The 22,244-nt window shown below is 35.2% G+C and carries 20 protein-coding genes and 1 tRNA gene; 11 read left to right on the top strand and 10 right to left on the bottom strand.

The features are described 5' to 3' along the window. Positions 1 to 141: 141 nt before the first annotated feature. The gene (locus ACNQO6_RS09755) at positions 142 to 2,022 is read right to left on the bottom strand and encodes a potassium transporter Kup (protein ID WP_440208851.1); all 1,881 of its coding nucleotides are present in this window, start codon (positions 2,020 to 2,022) and stop codon (positions 142 to 144) included. Positions 2,023 to 2,145: 123 nt separating this feature from the next. Between ACNQO6_RS09755 and ACNQO6_RS09750 the strand changes: the two genes are divergently transcribed. Then, a tRNA-Ser gene (locus ACNQO6_RS09750) sits at positions 2,146 to 2,235 on the top strand. Between the two features lie 183 nt (positions 2,236 to 2,418). Continuing rightward, complete coding sequence (locus ACNQO6_RS09745) at positions 2,419 to 3,600, top strand: tyrosine-type recombinase/integrase (RefSeq protein WP_440208850.1); 1,182 nt, start codon at positions 2,419 to 2,421, stop codon at positions 3,598 to 3,600. Positions 3,601 to 3,857: 257 nt separating this feature from the next. On the opposite strand, the gene ACNQO6_RS09740 is transcribed toward ACNQO6_RS09745, so the two are convergent. From ACNQO6_RS09740 to ACNQO6_RS09705, 8 genes are all read right to left on the bottom strand, one after another. Next, positions 3,858 to 5,750 carry a hypothetical protein gene (locus ACNQO6_RS09740; protein WP_440208849.1) on the bottom strand — a complete coding sequence of 631 codons (1,893 nt, stop codon included), beginning with the start codon at positions 5,748 to 5,750 and terminating at the stop codon, positions 3,858 to 3,860. Beyond that, positions 5,747 to 8,299 (bottom strand): ATP-binding protein, encoded by a 2,553-nt coding sequence (locus ACNQO6_RS09735; RefSeq protein ID WP_440208848.1) that lies wholly within the window; start codon positions 8,297 to 8,299, stop codon positions 5,747 to 5,749. The genes ACNQO6_RS09740 and ACNQO6_RS09735 overlap by 4 nt, the downstream gene beginning before the upstream one ends. A gap of 9 nt (positions 8,300 to 8,308) precedes the next feature. Beyond that, positions 8,309 to 9,637, bottom strand: coding sequence for a DNA methyltransferase (locus ACNQO6_RS09730; protein ID WP_440208847.1), 1,329 nt, complete (start codon positions 9,635 to 9,637; stop codon positions 8,309 to 8,311). 170 nt (positions 9,638 to 9,807) lie between these two features. Beyond that, a complete protein-coding gene (locus tag ACNQO6_RS09725) occupies positions 9,808 to 10,035 on the bottom strand; it encodes a helix-turn-helix transcriptional regulator (protein ID WP_440208846.1) in 228 nt (75 codons plus the stop codon). A 49-nt stretch (positions 10,036 to 10,084) separates the two neighbouring features. After that, a complete protein-coding gene (locus tag ACNQO6_RS09720) occupies positions 10,085 to 11,014 on the bottom strand; it encodes a recombination directionality factor (RefSeq protein ID WP_440208845.1) in 930 nt (309 codons plus the stop codon). Positions 11,015 to 11,224: 210 nt separating this feature from the next. Next, a complete protein-coding gene (locus ACNQO6_RS09715) occupies positions 11,225 to 12,268 on the bottom strand; it encodes a YqaJ viral recombinase family protein (protein WP_440208844.1) in 1,044 nt (347 codons plus the stop codon). Positions 12,269 to 12,439: 171 nt separating this feature from the next. Next, a complete protein-coding gene (locus tag ACNQO6_RS09710) occupies positions 12,440 to 13,477 on the bottom strand; it encodes a DUF932 domain-containing protein (protein WP_440208843.1) in 1,038 nt (345 codons plus the stop codon). Positions 13,478 to 13,535: 58 nt separating this feature from the next. After that, positions 13,536 to 13,823: a hypothetical protein gene (locus ACNQO6_RS09705; RefSeq protein WP_440208842.1), complete on the bottom strand. Its 288-nt coding sequence runs from the start codon at positions 13,821 to 13,823 to the stop codon at positions 13,536 to 13,538. Between the two features lie 359 nt (positions 13,824 to 14,182). On the opposite strand from ACNQO6_RS09705, the gene ACNQO6_RS09700 reads away from it, so the two are divergent. The 7 genes from ACNQO6_RS09700 to ACNQO6_RS09670 all read left to right on the top strand — a co-directional run bounded on the left by ACNQO6_RS09700 (position 14,183) and on the right by ACNQO6_RS09670 (position 19,147). Beyond that, positions 14,183 to 16,036 carry an NUDIX hydrolase gene (locus ACNQO6_RS09700; RefSeq protein WP_440208841.1) on the top strand — a complete coding sequence of 618 codons (1,854 nt, stop codon included), beginning with the start codon at positions 14,183 to 14,185 and terminating at the stop codon, positions 16,034 to 16,036. Further along, positions 16,029 to 16,763 carry a hypothetical protein gene (locus tag ACNQO6_RS09695; protein ID WP_440208840.1) on the top strand — a complete coding sequence of 245 codons (735 nt, stop codon included), beginning with the start codon at positions 16,029 to 16,031 and terminating at the stop codon, positions 16,761 to 16,763. The genes ACNQO6_RS09700 and ACNQO6_RS09695 overlap by 8 nt, the downstream gene beginning before the upstream one ends. Continuing rightward, positions 16,760 to 17,320, top strand: a complete 561-nt coding sequence (dcd, locus tag ACNQO6_RS09690; protein ID WP_440208839.1) for a dCTP deaminase — start codon at positions 16,760 to 16,762, stop codon at positions 17,318 to 17,320. The genes ACNQO6_RS09695 and dcd overlap by 4 nt, the downstream gene beginning before the upstream one ends. 556 nt (positions 17,321 to 17,876) lie before the next feature. Continuing rightward, on the top strand, positions 17,877 to 18,131 hold the full coding sequence (locus ACNQO6_RS09685; RefSeq protein ID WP_440208838.1) for a hypothetical protein: 255 nt from the start codon (positions 17,877 to 17,879) through the stop codon (positions 18,129 to 18,131). Positions 18,132 to 18,133: 2 nt separating this feature from the next. Then, positions 18,134 to 18,262: a hypothetical protein gene (locus ACNQO6_RS09680; RefSeq protein ID WP_440208837.1), complete on the top strand. Its 129-nt coding sequence runs from the start codon at positions 18,134 to 18,136 to the stop codon at positions 18,260 to 18,262. Further along, positions 18,263 to 18,487 (top strand): hypothetical protein, encoded by a 225-nt coding sequence (locus tag ACNQO6_RS09675; RefSeq protein WP_440208836.1) that lies wholly within the window; start codon positions 18,263 to 18,265, stop codon positions 18,485 to 18,487. It abuts the gene before it with no gap. Positions 18,488 to 18,502: 15 nt separating this feature from the next. After that, positions 18,503 to 19,147: a hypothetical protein gene (locus ACNQO6_RS09670; RefSeq protein ID WP_440208835.1), complete on the top strand. Its 645-nt coding sequence runs from the start codon at positions 18,503 to 18,505 to the stop codon at positions 19,145 to 19,147. A gap of 59 nt (positions 19,148 to 19,206) precedes the next feature. Here ACNQO6_RS09670 and ACNQO6_RS09665 read toward each other — a convergent pair whose 3' ends face one another. After that, entirely contained in the window at positions 19,207 to 20,517 is a 1,311-nt protein-coding gene (locus tag ACNQO6_RS09665) for a hypothetical protein (RefSeq protein ID WP_440208834.1), read from the bottom strand. Between the two features lie 86 nt (positions 20,518 to 20,603). On the opposite strand from ACNQO6_RS09665, the gene ACNQO6_RS09660 reads away from it, so the two are divergent. Next, positions 20,604 to 20,828 (top strand): helix-turn-helix transcriptional regulator, encoded by a 225-nt coding sequence (locus ACNQO6_RS09660; RefSeq protein WP_440208833.1) that lies wholly within the window; start codon positions 20,604 to 20,606, stop codon positions 20,826 to 20,828. A gap of 286 nt (positions 20,829 to 21,114) precedes the next feature. Further along, complete coding sequence (locus ACNQO6_RS09655; RefSeq protein ID WP_440208832.1) at positions 21,115 to 22,203, top strand: YagK/YfjJ domain-containing protein; 1,089 nt, start codon at positions 21,115 to 21,117, stop codon at positions 22,201 to 22,203. The last annotated feature ends 41 nt before the right edge of the window (positions 22,204 to 22,244 follow it).

The raw sequence follows: 22,244 nt of genomic DNA, 5'->3' as shown, positions 1-22,244 counted from the left end.
ATGAACGCGCAGCTTAACAACTCAAAGCCTTGCTGTATATTGGGTTTCAGCCTAGAGCGACATTTTATGTCGCAAATCTGTACACTTGCTCAACAGACAATAAAAAAGGCACTTGAGCGTGCCTGTTTTATCAACTTAAACTTAAATTTCGATCTGGCTGCCCAGTTCCACCACACGGTTGGTCGGGATCTGGTAGAAGTCACTGACCGGACTGGTATTACGCTGCATCGAGATAAACAGCTTTTCACGCCATGGTGACATGCCATCACCAACGGTATGCACAATACGGTCTCGCGAAATGAAGAAACTCATTTGCATCATATCGAACTCAAAATCCAGTTGCTTATAGGCCTGTTCCAGCGCGACCGGAATATTCGGCTGGTCCTTGAAGCCATAATAGATATAGATGCGATAAAAGTGTTCATCCAGCTTTTCCACTTTTAAACGGTCGGCTTCAGCCACATACGGAATATCCTGCGTATAGACCGTCACCATCACATTGCGCTCATGCAGCACTTTGTTGTGCTTGATGTTATGCAACATCGCATGCGGCACAATATTCGGGGTACCGGTCAGGAAAATCGCTTCACCTGGCACATATTGGGTTTCTTTGCTCATGCCAATACTTTTAATAAATAACTCGATCGGCAAGGCATTGGTTTCCATGCGGTTATACACGATTTCACGACCACGTTTCCAGGTCATCAGAATGGTATATACCACCACACCAATCAGGATCGGTACCCATCCGCCAGAGAGGATTTTTAATGAGGTTGAACCGACAAAAATCAGATCTATGATCAGGAATGGCACCGCAAACAACGCCACTTTCCATGCAGGCCAACGCCACACCCCATAGGCCAGTGTCGAGATCAGGATAGTACCGCAGAGCATGGTCATGGTCACCGCAACGCCATAGGCACTGGCCAGTTCGGCACTGCTTTCAAACAGCAGAATCAGAATCACCACCGAGATAAACAACACCCAGTTAATGAAAGGCAAATAGATCTGGCCCTGCTCTACATCAGAGGTATGGTGCACGGTAAGGCGCGGTAAATAACGTAACTGCATGGCCTGATTGGCCATCGAGAACACACCGGTAATCACCGCTTGAGAGGCAATCACCGCCGCGGCAGTTGCCAGTCCGATCATCGGGAATAAGGCCCAGTCAGGCACCAGCAGGTAAAACGGGTTTTCAATCGCCTTGGCATCACGCAACAGTAATGCGCCCTGACCTGCATAATTCAGCAGCAAGCACGGCAAGACCACGATAAACCAGGCCAGCTTGATCGGCATCCGTCCAAAATGGCCCATATCCGCATACAACGCTTCACCACCGGTCATGGTCAGGATCACCGCACCCATGGTAATAAACGCAACTGTCGGCTGGTCGTAGACAAAATGCAGCGCCCAGTAAGGATTGACCATCATCAACACATACGGGGTCTGAATGATGCTCCATAGTCCAATCAGACCAATGGACGCGAACCATAATAAGGTGATCGGCCCGAAGAATTTACCCATGGTGGCGGTACCATGTCGTTGCACCATAAACAAAGCGGTTAAAATACCCAGCGCAATCGGCACTAACCAACGATCCAGTGCCGGTGTGACCAGACTCAGGCCCTCAATCGCCGACAGTACCGAAATGGCTGGCGTAATAATGCCATCACCAAAGAATAGCGATGCCCCGATAAAGCCCAATGCGATCAGAAAGATTTTATTCTTGTTGCTAAATACGTTAGAACGCAGGTTCAACGCCAGCAAAGACATGATCCCGCCCTCGCCATTGTTGTCTGCACGCATGATCATCGACACATATTTAAAACTGATGGTCAGGTTCATGCACCAGAAGATCAGGGACAGGATGCCGAGAATCGATCCTTCACTGATATCCACATGTCCTGTGACAAAGCATTGCCGTATCGCATAGAGCGGACTGGTCCCAATGTCTCCAAATACCACCCCTAATGCTGCCAGCGTCATCGCGGGCAATGCGGCTTTTTTTGCAGTACTTTGCATATTATGTCGCTTCAAACTAAAACGTTATATGGCGCAATCTTATCATTAGCCAAAAAGTTTTTCTGCAAATCTGTTCATCACAACTTGGCAGCCCGCATTTTTTTGGTTACTATCGCACACCTTGGTGAGGTGTCCGAGTGGCTGAAGGAGCACGCCTGGAAAGTGTGTATACGTTTGCGCGTATCGAGGGTTCGAATCCCTCTCTCACCGCCAAGATTCTGTTTTAAAAATACCGAAGCATACCTAAAAGGCTTAAATCACAATGATTTAAGCCTTTTTTAATGTTCTTTTAAATCCTTGGCTATCCTTGTACTCCTGAAACATCATGGGGGACAAGTGGGGGATGATTTGGTTATACTATAAATCGTCCCCCAAATTCCAAAGAAATAGCTAAAAATGCTGACAGATGCTCACGTTAGAAAAATAAAACCGCTTGAAAAGAAAAAGCGTTATGCCGATGAAAAAGGGCTGTACCTTGAGGTCACGCCTTCAGGTGGAAGGTTCTGGCGATTAAAGTATCGCTTCAATGGTCGTGAAAGTACTTTAACTATTGGAAGCTATCCTGAAATCTCATTAGCTCAAGCTCGTCGCACCCGTGATGAAGCTCGTATTCAGCTTTATAAAAATATTGACCCTAATGCCATAAAGAATGACCGCCTTCAGCAAACTGATGAAAGTAAGCTATTCAAAGTCCTTGCGATGGAGTGGATGGAGGATCGTAAAGCCGTTATTAAAGAAGCAACTTATCTACGTGATTTATCTGTTTTCGAAAAAGATATATTCCCTGCATTGGGTAATATGCCCATTGATCAGATCAAAGGGAAAGATGTACTGGCATGTGCTAAAAAAATTGAAGCACGTGGTGCGCAAGAAATGGCTAAACGCTCCATTCCTTTAGCTGGGCGTATTTTCCGTTTTGCGATTCGTAAAGGATTGATTGAGAATGATCCAACACCTCATCTTCACGAAGCCTTAAAGCCTCGTAAAGTAAAGCATATGGCTCGATTGGATATTTCGGAGTTTCCCCCTTTTCTTGAACGCATGGATCGTTACCATGGTAATCCAGTGATCAAAACTGCACTTCAGTTGATGACTCTTACTTTTGTACGGACTGCTGAACTCAGAATGATGGAATGGAGTGAAATCGATTTTGAGAACAAGATATGGCGTATACCAGCCGAAAGAATGAAAATGGCTTTGCCTCATCTCGTTCCACTATCTAGGCAAGCAATTGAACTACTAGAGAGTTTATTACCTCTTACAGGCAGAAAGCAGTATGTTTTTTATAATCACAGCACAGCTAACCCTATGAGCAGTAATGCAATTTTGTGCGTGATCCGTACGATGGGCTATAACGGCAAAATGACTGGACATGGTTTCCGTGGACTTGCTTCTACAACATTACATGAGCAAGGCTATATGCACGATGCGATTGAAATTCAGTTAGCACATAGGGTTGGTAATGCTGTTTCACAAGCATACAACCATGCTCAGCATTTAGAGTATCGAACGAAGATGATGCAGGAGTGGTCTGATTTTATTGATGGGCTGAGGAATAAAAATTTACGTATAGAATGAATCAGCTAAAATATTATCAACATCCTTAACAATCTGCTTAAAGTATATACCTAAAATAAGAAAAAATAAAATTCCTAAATATTTAAAATTAAGGGGTTTTCATATAATCAGCTTAATATCTGCTGAATTGAATCAGCAGACATTAAGTTATTATCCTAGGAATATTTTAAAGATATTTCTCCAAAATTAAACTAACCCGCCTTATATTTATTCAATATACAAACATGAATATATACAAAAAATATCACAAGAAGGTCTTAAGCAGTATAATCTAATTCATAGGCTGTTCTACTCATTACATGCATATATTTTTTTAATATTTCTGAAGCATAAGGTTCTGCAATATTACCAATCCTTTGGATTGGCCAAGAAATATTATATTTTTTACTTCTAAACTTAAAAGTAGGTAATATATCTAAAAACAATGACAATTGTAAATTTTTATTGCTTTCTAAATAGAATTTACGATTTTTTCCTTTCAAACCTTCTAGAAGATTAAAATGATTATCAAATATAACTCTCTGATTTTTGAATTTTTTCTGTAAAGCAACAGTAAATTGATGATTATAACTTTGTGAGCTATTAAAACTCAGCAAACCATGATCATTAAATGACACCAAGTCCAAAACCTCTAAGTTAATATTTACTGCATTAGAAAAATTGACAAAATATTGCGTATTATCAATTAAAAAATCTAATTTCATTTCTTTTAAAGCGACATATCTTTTTTCTAGATTATAATTCCGCTCTAATGCTTTTTCTAAACTTTTAGAAATTTTTAAGTTTTCAGATTTGGTAGACTTTAGTTGCTTATAAATCAACTCATAAGCATCATAAATATCTGATGAGTTCAATGGGTCTCTCTGAATAAATTTTGGGATTTTTTCATCATTTAAATTAAAATTCGTTAATTGAATATTTTTAGTTCTAAGGGGAGCAAAAATTGCTTCTTTTAAAACTCTATTGCCATCTATCCCTCGAAGGGCAATATCGCAGGGCTGTGCTAATAGAACAAATTTTTCCTTCCTCCCATGAAGGTCAACTTCAAAAATATCTCCACAAGATAATGGGCTAAAGTTTTTATTGACTAAATCTTGATCATTAAAAATTTCTAATTTTCTAAAAAACTCTAAATTAGGATGAATTTTAAAATCATCATCAAGCTCAATAGGTATATGCTTAAGCTGTCTAAGCTTCTCCAATGTCGTTTGATGCTTCCCTAAATTAAAGAAATTTTTGATATTAAATTTAGTATTAGAAATAATTGCCCTTTCTATTACATGAAGTTCTGACACACCTTCAGTTTCACCTTTTTCGAAGATGTACTTGTCAATATCTTCTGGTCTTAGCTCCAAAAGCATTTTATGAGTTTCAGAATAAACATCATTTAAATATGGTCCAATTTTATTAAGAATATCAACTAAATTTTTCCTTAAAGTAACTTTTTTTAATGCAGATTTTAGTGAGTTATCCAATAAAAATTCATCGTATAGTTTCTCTTTAGCTATAACAGAAAATACTATATTATCTTTAAATTCCTCCCTTTCTGAATATTCTTTTTCATACACAGCCTCGGTTTTTTTTGTAACATTGTAACTCAGAATAAATGCCGTGCCTTTTGATTTTTTTCTGACCAAGTGTAATAAAATCTCTAACCCTTTTAAGGGGTTACTTTCCCCCTCACTTAAATCTATCATATAGAGAATATCTTTATCATCTGGTATATTAGATATAAAGTGATAAGCGTTGTTAAAATTCAACCGATTAGTTTCATCAATATCCAAAATATCACACACTCTATTAATTATATTAGGTGATAACTCTTTTTGGTGTTCAGAGTTCAAGAGTGTTTCTTGCTCTAATACTATATTTTTAATTTCCAGCAAGTCATGTGTAGATTTACTTTCCAAAAAGTCCATTAAATCATTTCGAAAACTTTCGAGAAATACTTCATCAGAATCTAAATCTTTTAAAGCCGCATAGTTTGCCAGTATTTCATTTATTCTACTATCAGCAAAGACATATTTTAAAGAGGTTTCAAAATTATTAACAATTAAATCTGCGACCTCTTTAGAGGTAGTATTGAAATGATCATCAATCCAGACAATTTTATTATACCCTAAAAATTTTGCTGTATCTAAAGCATTCATATAATTACCCCACTCAAATCTACAAAAAATTTATAACGATTTTCAAATTGATTTCTTTTTTTAAGAAGTTTTATATCACACCCCTCATCAATTAATAATTGTTTAGAAATAAAAAGCCCTAGACCTTGACTCTCATTATCATCATGAGGCTTAGCCGATACAAACATATCAAATAGACTATCTTCTATTTTACTATCAACACCAATTCCAGTATCCCAGAGGATGAATCCTTTATCGGTAAATTTAATATAAATCTTCTTAGGTGTATAAATTTTAAATACACTCTCACTTCTTCTTAACCAGTAGACACTATTACGGACTAAATTATCTAAAACTTGTAATATTCTACTTTGATTACATCGAACTGTGAGCGAATCTTCAGGATTAAGTAATTCAATTTCTATTTTTTCATGTACCAGACCAAAAGTCCGAGAATCAATATATTCATTCATGAAATCTAGTAAAAAAATATTTGATTTTATACGTCTAGCCCTTGGAAGCATTGGATCAATTAAACCAACTGTATTTGTCATACTTGCACATGCACTACGCACAGCCCGCAATTCTGGCAGGAAATCTTTTTCTGTTATATTTTTTAGTTTACTAATTTTTTGTATGTTATTCATACGCATACGTATTTCTGTTAAATGTATTCGCATTTCATGAGCTAGACCTCTGGCACTTAATCCTACCGCAGCACTTTCATATAAATTTAGCTTCTGTTCATTAGATATTTCTATATCATTTTTAACTTTTTCAATAGCTTCTTTTAATAAAGGTTGTTCATCTAATATACTATGGATTTGGTCCATTGATTCAAGTGTTGCATTAGTCAGCTTTTCTACTTTAGAAAGAATATCATTTTTATCTGATAGTTGGTGAATTTCATCTTTAAATTCGTAGAACTCATTTCGTAATAGGCTAGATGCAGACCTAGCTATTTCCTTAGATTTTTCCTGATTTTTTGCTGAGGTTGAAATACGCTCTAATGCAGGTATATTAATCACTGAAGCTTTATTAACTTTATTATCAACATATTCTTTATATAGTTCATCCAAACCACGTCTAGTATTATTTAAACAGTCATTAGCAAACTTTTTGCATCTTTCTGCAATAATATAAAACCCATTGTATACACTATTTTCTACAAAGCCTTCTCGATCAGATTTCTCAGTTAACTTATAGTTTTCTTCACCAGTTAAGGCAAAGTATCCTATCGTATTCTGTGGGCGCATATGATATGCACTTCCAGATGTCGCACTTGCAGATAGGTTCAACCAATCTCCATGAGAACGAATTAAGAAACCATCTCTAAGAATGGAAACCCCAGACATCTTTTTTACTAAATCTTTATTAAATTTTAGTCCGCTTACATCTAATGAATCATCATTAAAATCAATGTGAAAAAAGTAGAAATTGCCCATAAAGTTACCAGGTAAATCGACTTCATTATGATTATTTACTATCTCATTCCAACTAATTTTCTCTTTCAGTGTAATGAAATACTTAGAATTATTATTTTCCACCCATTCAAACCGCTTCATATTGGATGCTTTTTTTAGATAACTTAAAAAAGACTCCCCATCATCAGGCATAAATACTGTATCAATTTTTTGCTGCCTATTTTCATTACCCCTAGCTTCTGTATAGAGTTGTTTTCTAATTTTTGCTGTTGCTTCTAAATATGAATTCCCATCCTCTTCTTCTTTCCATTCAAAAGAAAAATCAGCAACGGTGCGTTTAAAAAGTTCCTCACCTATCGCTGTTAAATTTTCTGTTTGATTATCAATTGTAATCCCAACAGGAAAGGTAGATGTTGCTTCGAATGGCGATATCAATTTCATTAAACTTTGGGATAATTCAAATATTCGTGTATTTTTCTTCCAATAATTTAGGTCATTTAAACCAAGAATAGAAACACGAGTACCTTTAAATTTTTCAGTATTAGGCCGAGATTCTAAGATAACGGGAATTTTATCAATAGTTTCCGCTGTCTCACAATCCTGCCATCTAAATCGAGCAGAGTATATTTCTGATGTAATAGATGTAGCAGATTCAATCAATAAAATATCCCCCAACTTCATCGTAGATAAACGTCCTAATCCCTTGTCACCAAGAGGAGTACGGCCTAACTTTGTTTTTTCCTTAGGACCAGTGTCTAATGATCTTTTAACAGATGTACTAATTACTAACCAAGAACTTTGAATTTTTTCTGCGGAAAGCCCATCCCCCCGATCTTCAATAGTTATTTTACCCTTATATTTTAATAACCTCTTATGAATATCTTTGGGATCTTCTAATACAGCTACAACACCTTCTGATGATTCCAAAAAATCGGTAAAATCTATATTTGTTTTGTAGTCGACTATAGAATCTTCTATTTTGGTATCAACGTTAATTAAACATAATGGTGAATCAGCATCATAAGCATTTTTTACACATTCTAGTATTGCTTGCTCGGTATCAGTAATAAGCTCACGTCCAAGTTGTATAAGAACATGAGTGCTTACCCTTAAAAAAGCATTATTACCACTTTGTAATTCAGACATTACCACCCCTTATTTAAATTCTGCAATTAATGTCACTTCATTATTAATTGTTTTACTAAAATTATTACGTGCAGGCATTCGCTTACCAGGTAACTTCCTAGTAATTGAGGTAACAATCTGCCCCCCTAATGCCCTAACCATATCTTCTAATATTTCATCAAAGGGTACGGTTATATTAGCTACTGTTCTGTTACCTGTTGTAAATATCCAATGTGCTGTTTTACTTGTACTTTTAATATGGATTAAAGCCTGATAGAAATCATACATAAAACTAGTTACTTTACGATAACGATCAATTTTCTCTTGTTTTTTTACATACTCAATTAACTCTCTATATGTTGGAGATAAATCAATTAAAAATTCCTCTTTTAAAGAAATATCTTTTAAAGCTCCTCCTAAGCTATCTTTATCAATACTATTACTATTTAGAAAAGAAAATTGACTCGTTCCCTCTGGTAAATCTTCTAAGGGAATCCATTTTAATGATAGAAATGAGAATTGCCCATATGGAATAGTTGTTTGATTATCGCCATAAGGTGGTGATGTAACTAGAATTTGATGCCTATTCTGATATGTTAACTCTGCTGTGCGAATATCGCTCAATATTAAATTTATATTTGAACTTTCCCGAAAATCCACCTTATTTTGATGATACTCATCAATCTGATTTAAAACATTATTTAGATGTTCTTCAAATATTTTTATAATTTGATCAGCTGGAATGTATTTTTCGATTTTTCTAATATGGAGTTTATACGTACTCGTTCTACTATTAGATGTCTGACGAATTGTTTCAGAAAATATAACCCATAAGATTTTACGAGCTTCTAATGAGTCAATTGCTTGGATAGCTCTTCTTAATTTTGATAATACAATAGCACTACTATCTAAAAACCATTTTTCTCTTCTTGGAAAGTCTACATCTATTAAATGACTAGTATCATTTTTAAAGTTTTCTACTACCTGTTCTGCAATATTCTTAAACTCAATTTTCTGATCAATAATTGCTTTTACTTGACAAACAAGAATCGCTAAAGGATTAATATCTACACCTACAAAATCCAAGCAACGCAACGTAGCTTCTGTCAAAACTGTCCCAGAACCTACGAATGGATCAAAGATATAACTATTTTCGGGAACATAATTTAAAATGCAATCTAAAATATTACTTTGCATACTTGGCATCATCATAGCAGGATATCGCAATAAACTATGAATATTAGGTCGTGACTTAACCCCCATTTTTCGCCAAGAATCTGGTTGTTCTATAGATAATTTTTTTAACTCGTCTTGCAATGAAAGATCTGAATTTAGAATGTCCTCCTTTAAAGCTAACATTGAAAATGTCCTGTAAACCAAAAATAAAATCTAATAGATTGTATGGTAACAGCATAAAAAAAGCTATTAACACATTCAATATAGTTTAACAATCATTTTCAAATAATAAAATTTCATTGCCCCTCAATTCTTTCAATTCTACAAAAAATAAGGGAGCTTTCGCCCCCTAACTATCGACTTGCCAACCTTCGCTCAATCCATTGATTTACCTCAAGTGCCGACCAACCAACACAATTCACACTCAACTTAATTGGCTTAGGAAATGTTGCATCGTAGCACTTAGATTGAGGGTTAAGTTTTTCATATATAACTGAATGGCTTACGCCCGTAACTGCAATGACTTCTTTAATCCTAATGATTTGGTTCATGTGCAACATCTGATCATCCGATAAATACATTTAATTTCTCCTACTACTATTAAAAATCGAACCAAGCTTAGAAAATGGACTAATTCACCGCCCTCACACTCTTCTGCAAACCTTGCTGAATATCCTGAACAAAACCATCTGTTTGATTTAATTTATATTTAGCTTTGGTTTTCGTTTCACACTGCACTTGCTCAACTTCGGTTGCCTCATCCATATAAAACTCCTCCACTAAATCTAATCCTTCCTCACTATTCACCTCAAAACCAGCATTGGCGAAACCTTGCCGTGCTATTTGGTCGAGTGCCTGCTGATTAAACCCATCCTGCTTACTTTGCAGATCAATGTCTTTCGCCATCTGAATGGCGTGTTGAAGATTGACACCTTCTCTCAAAGTTAAATCCACGTAATACACAGGGGTTCGATAGCTTTGTGTGGTTGATTTTCCCCTCAAAGTCAATTGCAGTGGCAAACATGAAAGTAAGCCATTAGAAGCAGCATGGTAATAACTCAGTCTCGCTGCCAAAGTCCGAATGCTATTAAAACCAGTAGTTCTAAAAATGAATGTGCCAAGTTCATCGGATTCATCTAAATTGACATGTAAACGTCCATAAGGCTTACAGTTGCCGCCTTGTGCCAAAGAACATAAATTAGGTGAAGGGCATGGATGTTGTTCTACACCTTGATTGGTCAGTCGCTGGCAGGTTTCACCATTCCCTACACAGATCGGGCGACCTGTTTGACGATCAAATAAGCTGTATTCAGCACGCAAATTAAGTTCAGGATCATTAAAGATCATGCGTACTGGAATGGTTCTGAGTTTTTGGTTTTGTGCTTTGGCTCTGAGCTGTTCATCTAGGGGATGTTTGATCCATCCCTCCTTACCTTGGATTTGACTGGTAATAGTAAACTGATCATCTTTTTCAGGGAGTCGTTTACCGTTCTTTTCGACCACTTTACCGATACTAATTCTGCCAAGTATTGGCGGTGTAATTGCTAAACCTTTGATCATGTTGTTTGTCCTATAAATAAAATTTTACTGATTACCCCTTGCTATGTAAGTAAACAGAAATATGAAAAGCTACGACTTCGCAAAAACCGCCATTGTTGGTCTACCACTCCTTCGGGAGTCGGTAGATCGGAGGTGGTTTTTTTGCGCTTTTGGGAAGAATGGATATTTCATCTATATAGTTAGCGATATAGACGCTTGGTTTCGATAGGGTCAGTCATCATCGCTATAAATTTGAAAACGCCGTGAACCCACTTTATTTTGTGGAAATTGATTGATCAGCTCAGGATGAAGTTTCAGTAACGCTTTGCTATCTAAGCCGATGGAATCTTTAGATCGTTTCCACGTCACTGAACCATTGGCAAAAGTGGCTCGCTCTGCATCCTTCATTAACATTTGGATTTGATGCTTGGTCTCGTCAAAATTGTTTTGGTGAACTTCGATATGATGCTTCTCTTGAAGCAGTTGAGTGAACAATTGATTGGCTTGTTCGTTTTGAGTGAGGTCTTCCACGGTTAATGGCACATGTTGTGGGTAGAGCTGTTGAATGGCTCTGGCTGCCGATTCACTGGCATCGATATCAGGCGGTGTATCTTTTTCGACACATTCCCAAAAGTAACGTTCAGCATTGATAATGTGTTTGATCACGGTTTCACTGCGTGTGACTTTATAGATACGAGTTTCATGTCCACAGATCAGCACACATATATGTGCTGCCTGTTTACCTGTCACAGCCAATTGATGTTGTACTTGGCAGAGTACATATAAAGGCACACCATCTCGCCACAACTTAGCACCATGTTCTCCTGCGGTTTTACATTCTAAAATCTGGACTTCATCACTGCCAACCACCGAGTAGTCCAAATTTGCCAGCATAAAATGCTTATCTGCCTCGGGATGTTGCAGCACTGCATTGATGCGACGTACCTTATTGTTGGTGTGCATGCTGTAGTATTCAGCCACTAACGGTTCAAGCTGTTTACCCCAATATAAAGGTGCATGTCCTGAGCTTTCATCTTCAATAGATTGTTTGACTCGTCCCGTTTTGATCATCCATAGTTCAAGCATCGACATATAGGGATTGAGTCCACACGCTGCGGCACAATCACTACTACCGATGCCTTGGCGACGTACATCAAGCCATTCTGCTTGGGTCATGTTTTTGGTATTGACTAAGCGTTTGGCGGTAAACAATTTTGGTGCGATAAAGGGTGTGCTTGCTTGTTGTATGGATGGGTTTAATATTACTGTATTCATGTTTTATTCCTGATTTTTAATAAGGGGGGATTCGATTCAAATGACAAATTTCGGGCATAAAAAAACCACAGCCGAAGCTATGATTTTCATAATTTTTAAAATTTAAGATTCTCTTTAAAAATGCTTAGTTAGGTCTAACTTTCCATGACTGAAATTTAGTTTTTCACATGATCAAATCATGCTTAACGCTTGTTCCAATCCTCGTTGTTTGATTGATGCACCTGCACCAAACCAAGCTGAATCAAGTCGATGATCAGTGCTCATAGCACGACGTTCATGGTCGATAAATTCAGTGATCGAGCACAGTAATCCATAGGCGGTATCTTTGGCTGAAGAGAGATTTGCTCCTCGTCCCTGACCATTAAACATCTCCATGGCTTTACTCATCGACTTGGCATTCGGTTCAGATTTTTCCTTGCCCTTAGCTTGTGCTTGAGTGGCAACATCTCGATAGAACTGAATAATGTTGTCTTCTTGGTCAGTGATGCTCATCGTGGTGTTATTAAATACCGCATCGAAATAAGCAGCAGCTTCATACTGGGTGACTTTACGTTGACTGAGTTGTTTCATCTCATACATGTGCTCATCCCATGTACGGACTGAAATACCCAATTGCTGTTTGACCTTATCTGCATCAAACTTGGTACTGTGGGGAACTTTAACCACGCCTGCACTGCTATTTTGTCCTTTTAGTGCAATCGCCAACGTGTTATTACACACCACTCGAATGGATGTAAATTGTGCAGTGGTGGCGAGTGTTCCATCACAAGCTGTAGCCAAAAGAATATAGCCATTGCTGACATCCTTACCCTTTAACATGGATGTTTGTCCTGTACGTGCCAGTGCCCAGAATTTCTTCCCTCCTTTGAGTACACCTGCGGTTTCAAGCTCAAAGCCTGATTGCTCAGTCAGATCACGATAGAATTCTAAAATTTCTCTGGGCTGGACTTCCTGAAAGCGTTGGCTGACGACTGATAGTGGTGCATGGGTATCAGAGCGATATAAAACACGTTGTTCTTCATAGGGCATGATGATGCTTTGTCCTCGTTCATTCTGTGCCATATAACTGACATTGGAGGATTCAATGCGCCAGTCCATGCCTGCTTGCTGTGCCCAAACTTCGATGGGTTGGTTGTGAGTCAGTTGATTGCCGAGTCCATGCCAAGGGGTTTCACCGACATGCGCCATTTGTTCAAGTTGATGTGCCATCGTTTTATTCCTTTTAATTTGAAAATGAAATTTGAATATGTGTTAATACTGACAATCTTTAGTGCAAAAGATGCGTTGGAAACTTTTGGTAGCAGTTGTGGCAGAAGCACAAATTGTGTTGTGGTGGCGTGCTTGGTTCAGTAAATGAATTCAACACACTGCCCAATATTGTTCCTGCGATTCCACCGACAATCGGCGGTAGATTGAAAGACTTCGCTACCGTAGCTCCAAATGCAGCTAATGTGGCTGGTGTTCCAATACTAGATAAAGCGGTATTTGGTTGTTGTGTAGTTGCCTCAATCAACATCACATTCGTTGAATGACAAAATGGACAGCTCAAGTTCATGGCTCGACTCCTAAATTTTGGGCACAAAAAAGCCTGCTTGATGGCAGGCTCTGTTTTCATATTTTCATGTAATCTCAAAAGAGCTTCATGATTCTCATTATGATGTTATGGTTTTAAAATTATTTGAAATAAGTCAAATAAGAAAAAAGATAATTTGAGTAGTATAATTTTTCGGTTTATGAATGTTGATATGTTTTAAGATATTTTACTTTCATGAGCAGCCCTACAATTATTGTAACGATCAAAACCCAAAATTATTTCGCATTAAATCTTTAATTTGCTTTTCTTTACATGTGTTTACGTTATAATCAACCTCTATCAAAGACTTTTTAACAAACAAATCATCTATAGAGCAAAAAATGAATTTCTCAATTCGTCAACTTTCTATTTCATTATTTGTTATTATTATATTAATAACAGTTTTCCATTCAATATTAAAATCTGGTGACTTCACAAATGCTATTGTTGCCATAACGATCGCAGGATATTTTTGGCTTTTCACAGGAACAGATAAAACTGAATTATTTTTCTATCATTCTTCTAGATATAAATTAAGACGTGATATTTCTAAAGTAATTAAGGAGTATGAAAAGAATAAATCCTTTGATAACCTAACAGTGAAAATTAAAAAAATTATTAAAAATTATTTTAGAAAAAGAGTTCTTGATGAGAAATTCATAGATTCCGCCAATAAAGAAGAGTGTTTTGCACTAATGATTGCATTACAAAGTGAAGATAAATACTTTAAAACAACTGATACTTTAGATCTAGAATATTTCAAGAAAATTGCTCATAATGCGGCACAACTCGAAAGTTATAGGGAAGCATTATTAATAGAATCCCTTAAAGGAATTAAACATTATATAAAGGATAACAAACTTATTTTAGATAACAAAAGATATTGCATTGGTGATGAATTAAAAAGTCAATCTGATTATAAGTTTAATCAAAAACTCCTTAAAGCAAATCAGGATGAGCTAATAATATTCAGCACCACCTCACAAATATCTTCAGATATAATAAAGATAATAACTCATCATAACAAAAATCTAGAAAAAGTATCTTTTTTTATATGTAGCCCATTTACAAGAAGACATCAAGCGATAAAAAACATGTCAACAGAATATCAAAACCCTAAATTTTCGACACCTATAAGTCAATTTATAGAAGACAATAATGGTACAATAAATCCTAAACTAGATACAGTAAGAAGAGTATTAAAAATTACTAGCTCTATAAAAAATATTGTAAACATAACTTCAAGAGAAAAAATAAATCTTGATTTGTTCCTTTTTAAAGAATCATATCCTGGTATAAAAATTAAAATGATTTTAAAGCAATGCTACGTACAGCTACAACCTGGCACATTATCATATGCAAACAATCTTTATCGTTTTGGTATAGATAGTGACTCAGCTGATCTATTCCAAAAAATATTAACAAGCATAGAAAGTTACAAAAATGATAACGAACTAATTGAACCATTAAAAACAAATACATTTAATATCAAAAAATTTGAATCAGATGTTATTTCAGAATTATGCTTATGGTTATTTGAAAATGGGGTTACCCATTATGATATTATTTCTCACAAAGAAAAATTAAATACTAGTATTGATGATAAAGCATCTAACTACTGGCTTGATCTAATAGCATCTACGCTATTCACATCAAGAATAGAAGTGAAAAAAAATTTGCTAACTGCCCAAAATTATATTAATGACATTTCCGAAATAAAATCAGATAGCAGACATAAAGAAGGTCTCTTTCAAGGTTTAAAAGAAACTGGCAGTGAGTTCCACATCACAGTAGCAATCCTATTTAAAAACAAAGATAAATACTTATTTATTAAAAAATCAGACCCTGCTTATAATAAAAATTATAGTCTTGTTGCTGGTCATTTAGAGAATAATGAGACTCCATTAATGGCTATACAAAGAGAAGTAAAAGAAGAGTTAAATATTATTGTCAAATATCCACAGCTTCTTCAAAAAGAAGCCAATATAAATGAAACATGTAGATATGGTATTAATATACATGATTGGTATATATTTACTTCTGAACAGATTGAAATTGGACAAAAAATCACCCCTGATAAATCTGAGATAGAAAATATCGAATGGATGACAATTGAAGATATTAAAATGAATAAGAATGAATTTACTAAAGGTGCTTTTTTTATATTAGATAAAATGGGGTTTTTTAATGACTAATGTAATTATTCGCCTCCCAGGAGGTGGTAGAATAAAGAAAAGTGATGAAAAACAACTCATCGAATGGTGGGACTATAGAAATCATTTTATTGAAAATAATTTCTATAGTGAACTCAAGGAGATTATACAAAAAAATCAACATGCTAAATTTTACTTTATTTCTGGAGGGGTTGGTGCTTTTATTTATACAGATTTATGTAAAAAACTAAATAACTCTGAAACTTTAAGAGCACAGATTGGTTGTGACATTGTAAGTATAATGCACAAGATTTTAATTAACTCTTTAATAGAAAATAGAGTTGACGTTTTTCCGAATGAAATTAGCATTAAGGATCTAAACTCTCTATCTCATAAAAAAAATAGAGTTTTTTTTATAAAACCTGATATTAATTTTTTATCCACAGATAGTTTAGCCGCTTCTGTCGCAAACATGATTTCAGCCGAGATTATCATTTATATCAAAGAAGGATCTCCTATTTATCATGCTGGCTTCAACGAACCCACCATTATGAACCAATGGAGAATAGCTGACATTAAAGAAAGAGCTAAAATTATCAAAGGAAACTATATCATAGATAGTGAAGCATTAAACACAATTGAAAGTTTAATCAAAAAAAACTGTTCAAAAGTTTTGATATTAAATCCATCACAATTGATAAAACTGGATTTAATTAATAAAAATTATGGTTTCGGTCAATCAGAAGATTTTTGTGAGGTAATAATATGATTTTTTCAAATACTGATATTAAAAACAGCATAAATAGTGGTAATTTAATTATAGAAAATTTCAATGAAGAATGTATTAGACCTTCTAGTTATTTATTGAGAATTGACTATAAATTTTTAAAAATTAAAGAAGGTAATGAAGTTATAGATACAAAGAATGATGACACTACTATTTTCTTTGAAGAAATATTGGCAGATGAAAAAGGAATGATAATTTATCCTGGAGAATTTCTCCTTGCATCATCAATTGAAAAAATATCTTTTGACGAATCCATTTGTGGAGATCTATTTCAACTATCGTGCTATGCAAGAATAGGGCTTCAATTAAATTTTAGTTCTTGCCATGTTGCAGCAACTTTTGGAAAAAACAATCCTTCATCTATTACATTTGAAATATTTAATAGCTCAAAGCGACCTATAAAAATCTATCCAAATGTTAAATTTTGTCATCTCCGTATCCAAAGACAATTATCTCCATCTTCCATACAATATAATGGAATATATTCTGGAAAAAATGATGCTATGCCATCCAACTTTAATAGAAAACCTGCAAAATAGTTTTTATTAAATAGTAATGTTAAACTTTTTAAATTAGAAAATATTACCAAATTCTTTAGATGTCGATTTCTAATATTGAAAAGCTTGATTGACTAAACCCTCCCTTAATTTTATCATTCGACTGCTGACCTACATCGTCAGTCGGTTTTGACAGACCGTATAGCCAACACACTAAAAAGTTTATCTTTTTGGTGGGTATCCTTGCGTGCCCCCCTCTGCGGCGGAACGGGAGGGGGACACCTTCAGGTGTGCTGAGCTTTGGCTATCAGTCTGTCAACCCTCTTTCGTTTCGCCACCATTATTTGACAGTAATGTGGTGAAGCTTCTTTCATAGCCAAAGGAGTCATTACCCATGACTAAGTTTTTTCTATCTTTATTGTTTTCCTTAAAACGATTTTCTCTTCCTTTGTTGCATTAGCAGCTTTCATAAGTTTTTGCTTATTTGACTGATCTAAACGCTATCTAGCCTTGGAAGGCTTTGTCGCATCTACACTTCAGTTCATTCAGCAAAATTTATTACACATTAAATAACACAATAAAAAATTAAGGGGACATGATGAAAATTCAAACTTCACTCATTGCTGTCTTAGTTGCGCTTCTAGCATCAGGCTGTGCCAGCAAAACAGAACGTCAGTTTATCAGTGGTTGTAAAACAGGTGGCATTGATGGCAGTACCTGTTCATGTATTTACGACAAACTTGAAAATAAATATGGAGAAGATGGACTTAAAGAAAATCTCTATACCTTGCAACAAACTGAATCCTTCCAGAGAGATATGGTCAATATCTCCTATCAGTGCATGAAGGAATAACCATGAGAACACTTGCAGGCATCATCTGCGTGATTGCAGTGATTTGCTTTTTAGGCTTGCCATTTATTGGCTTCATGATCGTGATGGGAATTTTTATCGCATTGGCAAAATATGCAACTAGGGGAAAGTAAATGAATTCAAATGTTAAATCATGGGTGATCAGTGGCTACTTAGTGATTGGTTCTTTCTTTGCCATCTATCAACAGTTTTGGGGGCAATACAACTATAAGCCATTTACCTACAATTTAGGGCAAGGATTATTCTGGCCTGCGGTAATGTTTCCCACTGTAGGCAAATTCATTGGTGGCATTTTGATTCTATGTTTGGTCGGATTTCTGACCATGCGTTCTAAGTAAGTGGGTAGCTAGAATATGAAAAAAATATTTCCAACGTTGGTACTTTCTACCCTACTCATAGCGTGCAGTCAGAACAATCAGCCAACTCAGAAAACTACAACGGATCAAACATCCAGTTCACCTGTCCAGACAGAGCAATCCAAATATGCTCCATATAGCAAGGAAGAAGTAGAAGCCAAAGTAAAAGCCTTAACTCAGATTGTAGAAAATGATACCGAGTATCTGCCTGCGGCAGTTAAAGAAGCTCAGTCATTACTTGAGAGTTGGGAGAAATATCCTGAAGCTCTTAAATCCATGATGGAGTCTGATCTTGATCCAAACAATCCTTATTACAGCAATAATATTCCCATGGAAACGGAACAGCCTGCATTATCTGTTCGTGCTCAAATTACCAGTCGTGAGTCTCAATCTGCCTTTAATGTACAAGGAGCTATTGAATATATTTTAGAAATTCAGTCAACTAACGATCAGCCTTTTGTTTTACAAGGTATGAGCATTAATCGTGGTCGTTGTGGTTATTACACCGCTGACTTTCATAGCAAGATGCCTGTACAAATGAGTTATAGTTCAACGGTATCCTATTTACTGAAATGCCGTGGTGATCAGGTACTTGAAGCGGAATTGATAACCGATCAAGGGAATGTGAGTTTGTCTTTCTAATGTCAGGCTATAAAATATAGGGAGCACGGCTAATGCTCGTGTTCTCTATTCTAATAATATTACTTACGTTCACAAAAATGATAATCGCCTAATTTTTCTGAAATTTTAAGAAAATCCACTACATGAGATTTATCTTGAACGGAATTTTCTTGTTTTAATATTTGGGGTGATTGATGTAAATTTTTTCTTCTCTTAAGATTCTTTCTAATTGACTCATGCTTTAGAGATAAACGTATCTCACGGTTAGTTAATTTTATCTCTACACCTTCCAATCCCTCTTTATAAGACGGATGCTCAAACTTATAACTACTATCTGCTATTTTATTGAGCTCAGTAGTCAAAGCCGTATATAAAAATTTGTTAAACCCATTTGGTTCAGATAGCCCATTTTTACAATATTCATCTTTTTTAAACATACAGAAATATTCGAGTATTAATGTTTCATATGCAACTAATGTAGACTTCTCTTTCATATGTGCATTTTTTTTAGAAGTTAATTTTTCTGATAAAAATTCAAGAATTTCTTCCAGTTCTTCAATATTTTTCCAATTTTTTGATGTTAGGTTTTTATTCAATAGTAAGTACAGAGCATAATAATTTGAAAAAAATATTTCACGGAATGAAGAGTCTTCACCTATGGGAATTTGAAAATGTAAGATTCCTTCCTGCATTTTCACAATTTTATTTTCACTATCCCGCCCAACTAAGTTACTCCAAGACAAATGGTTTAATGGTTGCAATAATACTGAGCTGATACCACGTCTTAATGTATCTATTGGAGTTAGAAAATTAACTAAAGAATAGTAATTTTCTAAATTTTCCTCCCTATAAGATAGAGTTTGCACTCCCATAAAAAACTCTAAATACATAGGAATTATATATTTATCTAAATTTAACTGAGTGCGATAGCTCAAAGCAGCTAAATCATAGCAACTAGCTAATTGCTGCACCCTTAAATATATAGCATTAAAATCAGCATTATTTCGAATTAAAGAAAATACTTCCAAATAAACTGAATGAAACTCTCTAGTAGAATTGAGATTAAACCAATTATGGATCGGATTTTTAAAATCTTGTCCATATTGAGCATTACCCCAAAAACAGGCTATCACCTCGCAATTAAAATAATCTTGAGAATTTAGATTTAAGATTTGTTCTACCTTAACCATAAATGGATTTAGGTTTTCCTCAATAGTAGCCCATGATTTTTTTAGGAATAAATTCAGAACGTATTCATTTAACTCTTTCAATGAGTTTAATAATTCAGGCTGAGATTTAAGTAGAGAAAAATAATCAAATTCTTGTTCAATAAAGCTTTGAGTGCGTATTAGACATGCTGTCTTAAGCAGTTCTTTTTGCTTCTGATTCATTTTTCCCCATTCGGAATTAGATCCGCTGTTTTTTGTCCGAAGACTTGCTGTTAATTTTGACTTATTCAATCACGGAGTCAAATCTCATGCAATCAGATATATATCCAAGACCAACCATCCTTCGATTCAAAGAAGTAATTGGCTTTACGGGTGTAAGTCGCTCAGTCATATATGAAAAATTAAATAAGAAATCGAAAAGTTACGATCCATCTTTCCCAAAGCCCATCAAGCTCAGTTCCAATGCAGTTGGGTGGTTTGAGCATGAATTAGTTCATTGGCTTGAGCTTAAAGCTAAGCAACGTACCTGCTAACTTTCCAAATCGACTTTCAACTGCAAAGGTCGATATTTCTGAAAAATAGATGAAATGGATTGTCGGAATTATGGTTCTCATATTTTTCAATAATTTAGGATTTTATATTTAATTAATAAGTACTAATAATCAATATATTCTATTGATAAATAATACTTTTAATTAAATTTATTATTCATTCAACAACTCTTCTAAAACCTACATCAAATATATCACGACTCATACCAAGGCTATCCATGCCTTGGTAGGGATTCACTTACTTAAAATTTACCTAAAAGAGCATTATATGAACACAGACCTAAATGATTATCCTAATGATAATTATGAAAAATATTCCATACATGAGGTGGATGATAAAAGCATTGTAATAATTGATGATCCAGAAGCATTACAGAAGGATAGAATCATTCAACTCATAAAAAAAACGCACAAAGATGGAAAGATTTTTATTTACGTTATTCATCCCGATAAAAAGCAATCTTACAAAATTAATCACAGGCCTTTACATGATGCATTAAAAAACATTGATCCACGATTTATATATGATTTCACTTACACGAGTGCTGAGACTGACCTATTTCGTAAGATATACCTAGAGTGCTTCCCTGCACATATTGTAAATGATACATCTACAAACTTTTGGCAACTTGCTCACAATGAGCCAATAGCGATCAGCCCAACTCATTACAAGCCTAAAGCTCAAATTTTAAATGAGTTCTACCAACGTCTCTTCAAGGCATTATCGAATGATATAGACTATAAAAAAGCAGTAGAACTACGCAAAGAAAAAAGCTTAAATCAGAACAAGAAGGCTAAAAAGCTAATCCAAAAATTAATTATTAAGTTCAGTAAATTACTGGTAATTCGAATTGATTTCTCCATCAATCGTAATTTTCAAATCACACTTGAACTATTGAAAAAATACTTGAGCATTTTCTTAAAAAAGCTCCATACACCAAATGACGAAATACCTTCGATTGTCGGCTATATTTGGAAATTAGAGTATGGCATACAGAAAGGCTATCATTATCATTTTATCTTTTTTATGGATGGTAATCTCCATAAACAAGAGACTTTCTTTGTAGATCAACTCGCTAAATTATGGAAAGAAATCACCCTAAATAAAGGCACTTACCATAGCTGCAACCACAACAAGGGTTCTTATAGAAGACTCGCAATTGGCACACTTGTTCATGATGACCAAGAAAAAATCAACGCACTGTTTATGATCGTGGATTACATAACCAAAGTTGACCAATTCATCATTGAGAAAACACTTACGAACTATCGTACGTTTGGCTATAGCACTCGTAAGTATGAAAAAAGTAATGCTGGGAGACCCCGTAAGCTCAACACGGGATCAATATCAAACTAACTCAAAACATTAAATCATGCTCTTTAAGTCAAAGAGCATGG

Source organism: Acinetobacter calcoaceticus, from assembly GCF_051947995.1.
Taxonomy (GTDB): Bacteria; Pseudomonadota; Gammaproteobacteria; order Pseudomonadales; family Moraxellaceae; genus Acinetobacter.
The sequence above is the reverse complement of the archived record's forward strand: the minus strand, read 5'-3'. Positions and strand labels throughout refer to the sequence as shown.

Excerpts from the sequence above, each read along its gene's own strand:
- ACNQO6_RS09755 (WP_440208851.1), bottom strand. The coding sequence starts at position 2,022 with ATGCAAAGTACTGCAAAAAAAGCCGCATTGCCCGCGATGACGCTGGCA.
- ACNQO6_RS09745 (WP_440208850.1), top strand. The coding sequence starts at position 2,419 with ATGCTGACAGATGCTCACGTTAGAAAAATAAAACCGCTTGAAAAGAAA.
- ACNQO6_RS09740 (WP_440208849.1), bottom strand. The coding sequence starts at position 5,750 with ATGAATGCTTTAGATACAGCAAAATTTTTAGGGTATAATAAAATTGTC.
- ACNQO6_RS09735 (WP_440208848.1), bottom strand. The coding sequence starts at position 8,299 with ATGTCTGAATTACAAAGTGGTAATAATGCTTTTTTAAGGGTAAGCACT.
- ACNQO6_RS09730 (WP_440208847.1), bottom strand. The coding sequence starts at position 9,637 with ATGTTAGCTTTAAAGGAGGACATTCTAAATTCAGATCTTTCATTGCAA.
- ACNQO6_RS09725 (WP_440208846.1), bottom strand. The coding sequence starts at position 10,035 with ATGTATTTATCGGATGATCAGATGTTGCACATGAACCAAATCATTAGG.
- ACNQO6_RS09720 (WP_440208845.1), bottom strand. The coding sequence starts at position 11,014 with ATGATCAAAGGTTTAGCAATTACACCGCCAATACTTGGCAGAATTAGT.
- ACNQO6_RS09715 (WP_440208844.1), bottom strand. The coding sequence starts at position 12,268 with ATGAATACAGTAATATTAAACCCATCCATACAACAAGCAAGCACACCC.
- ACNQO6_RS09710 (WP_440208843.1), bottom strand. The coding sequence starts at position 13,477 with ATGGCACATCAACTTGAACAAATGGCGCATGTCGGTGAAACCCCTTGG.
- ACNQO6_RS09705 (WP_440208842.1), bottom strand. The coding sequence starts at position 13,823 with ATGAACTTGAGCTGTCCATTTTGTCATTCAACGAATGTGATGTTGATT.
- ACNQO6_RS09700 (WP_440208841.1), top strand. The coding sequence starts at position 14,183 with ATGAATTTCTCAATTCGTCAACTTTCTATTTCATTATTTGTTATTATT.
- ACNQO6_RS09695 (WP_440208840.1), top strand. The coding sequence starts at position 16,029 with ATGACTAATGTAATTATTCGCCTCCCAGGAGGTGGTAGAATAAAGAAA.
- dcd (WP_440208839.1), top strand. The coding sequence starts at position 16,760 with ATGATTTTTTCAAATACTGATATTAAAAACAGCATAAATAGTGGTAAT.
- ACNQO6_RS09685 (WP_440208838.1), top strand. The coding sequence starts at position 17,877 with ATGAAAATTCAAACTTCACTCATTGCTGTCTTAGTTGCGCTTCTAGCA.
- ACNQO6_RS09680 (WP_440208837.1), top strand. The coding sequence starts at position 18,134 with ATGAGAACACTTGCAGGCATCATCTGCGTGATTGCAGTGATTTGCTTT.
- ACNQO6_RS09675 (WP_440208836.1), top strand. The coding sequence starts at position 18,263 with ATGAATTCAAATGTTAAATCATGGGTGATCAGTGGCTACTTAGTGATT.
- ACNQO6_RS09670 (WP_440208835.1), top strand. The coding sequence starts at position 18,503 with ATGAAAAAAATATTTCCAACGTTGGTACTTTCTACCCTACTCATAGCG.
- ACNQO6_RS09665 (WP_440208834.1), bottom strand. The coding sequence starts at position 20,517 with ATGAATCAGAAGCAAAAAGAACTGCTTAAGACAGCATGTCTAATACGC.
- ACNQO6_RS09660 (WP_440208833.1), top strand. The coding sequence starts at position 20,604 with ATGCAATCAGATATATATCCAAGACCAACCATCCTTCGATTCAAAGAA.
- ACNQO6_RS09655 (WP_440208832.1), top strand. The coding sequence starts at position 21,115 with ATGAACACAGACCTAAATGATTATCCTAATGATAATTATGAAAAATAT.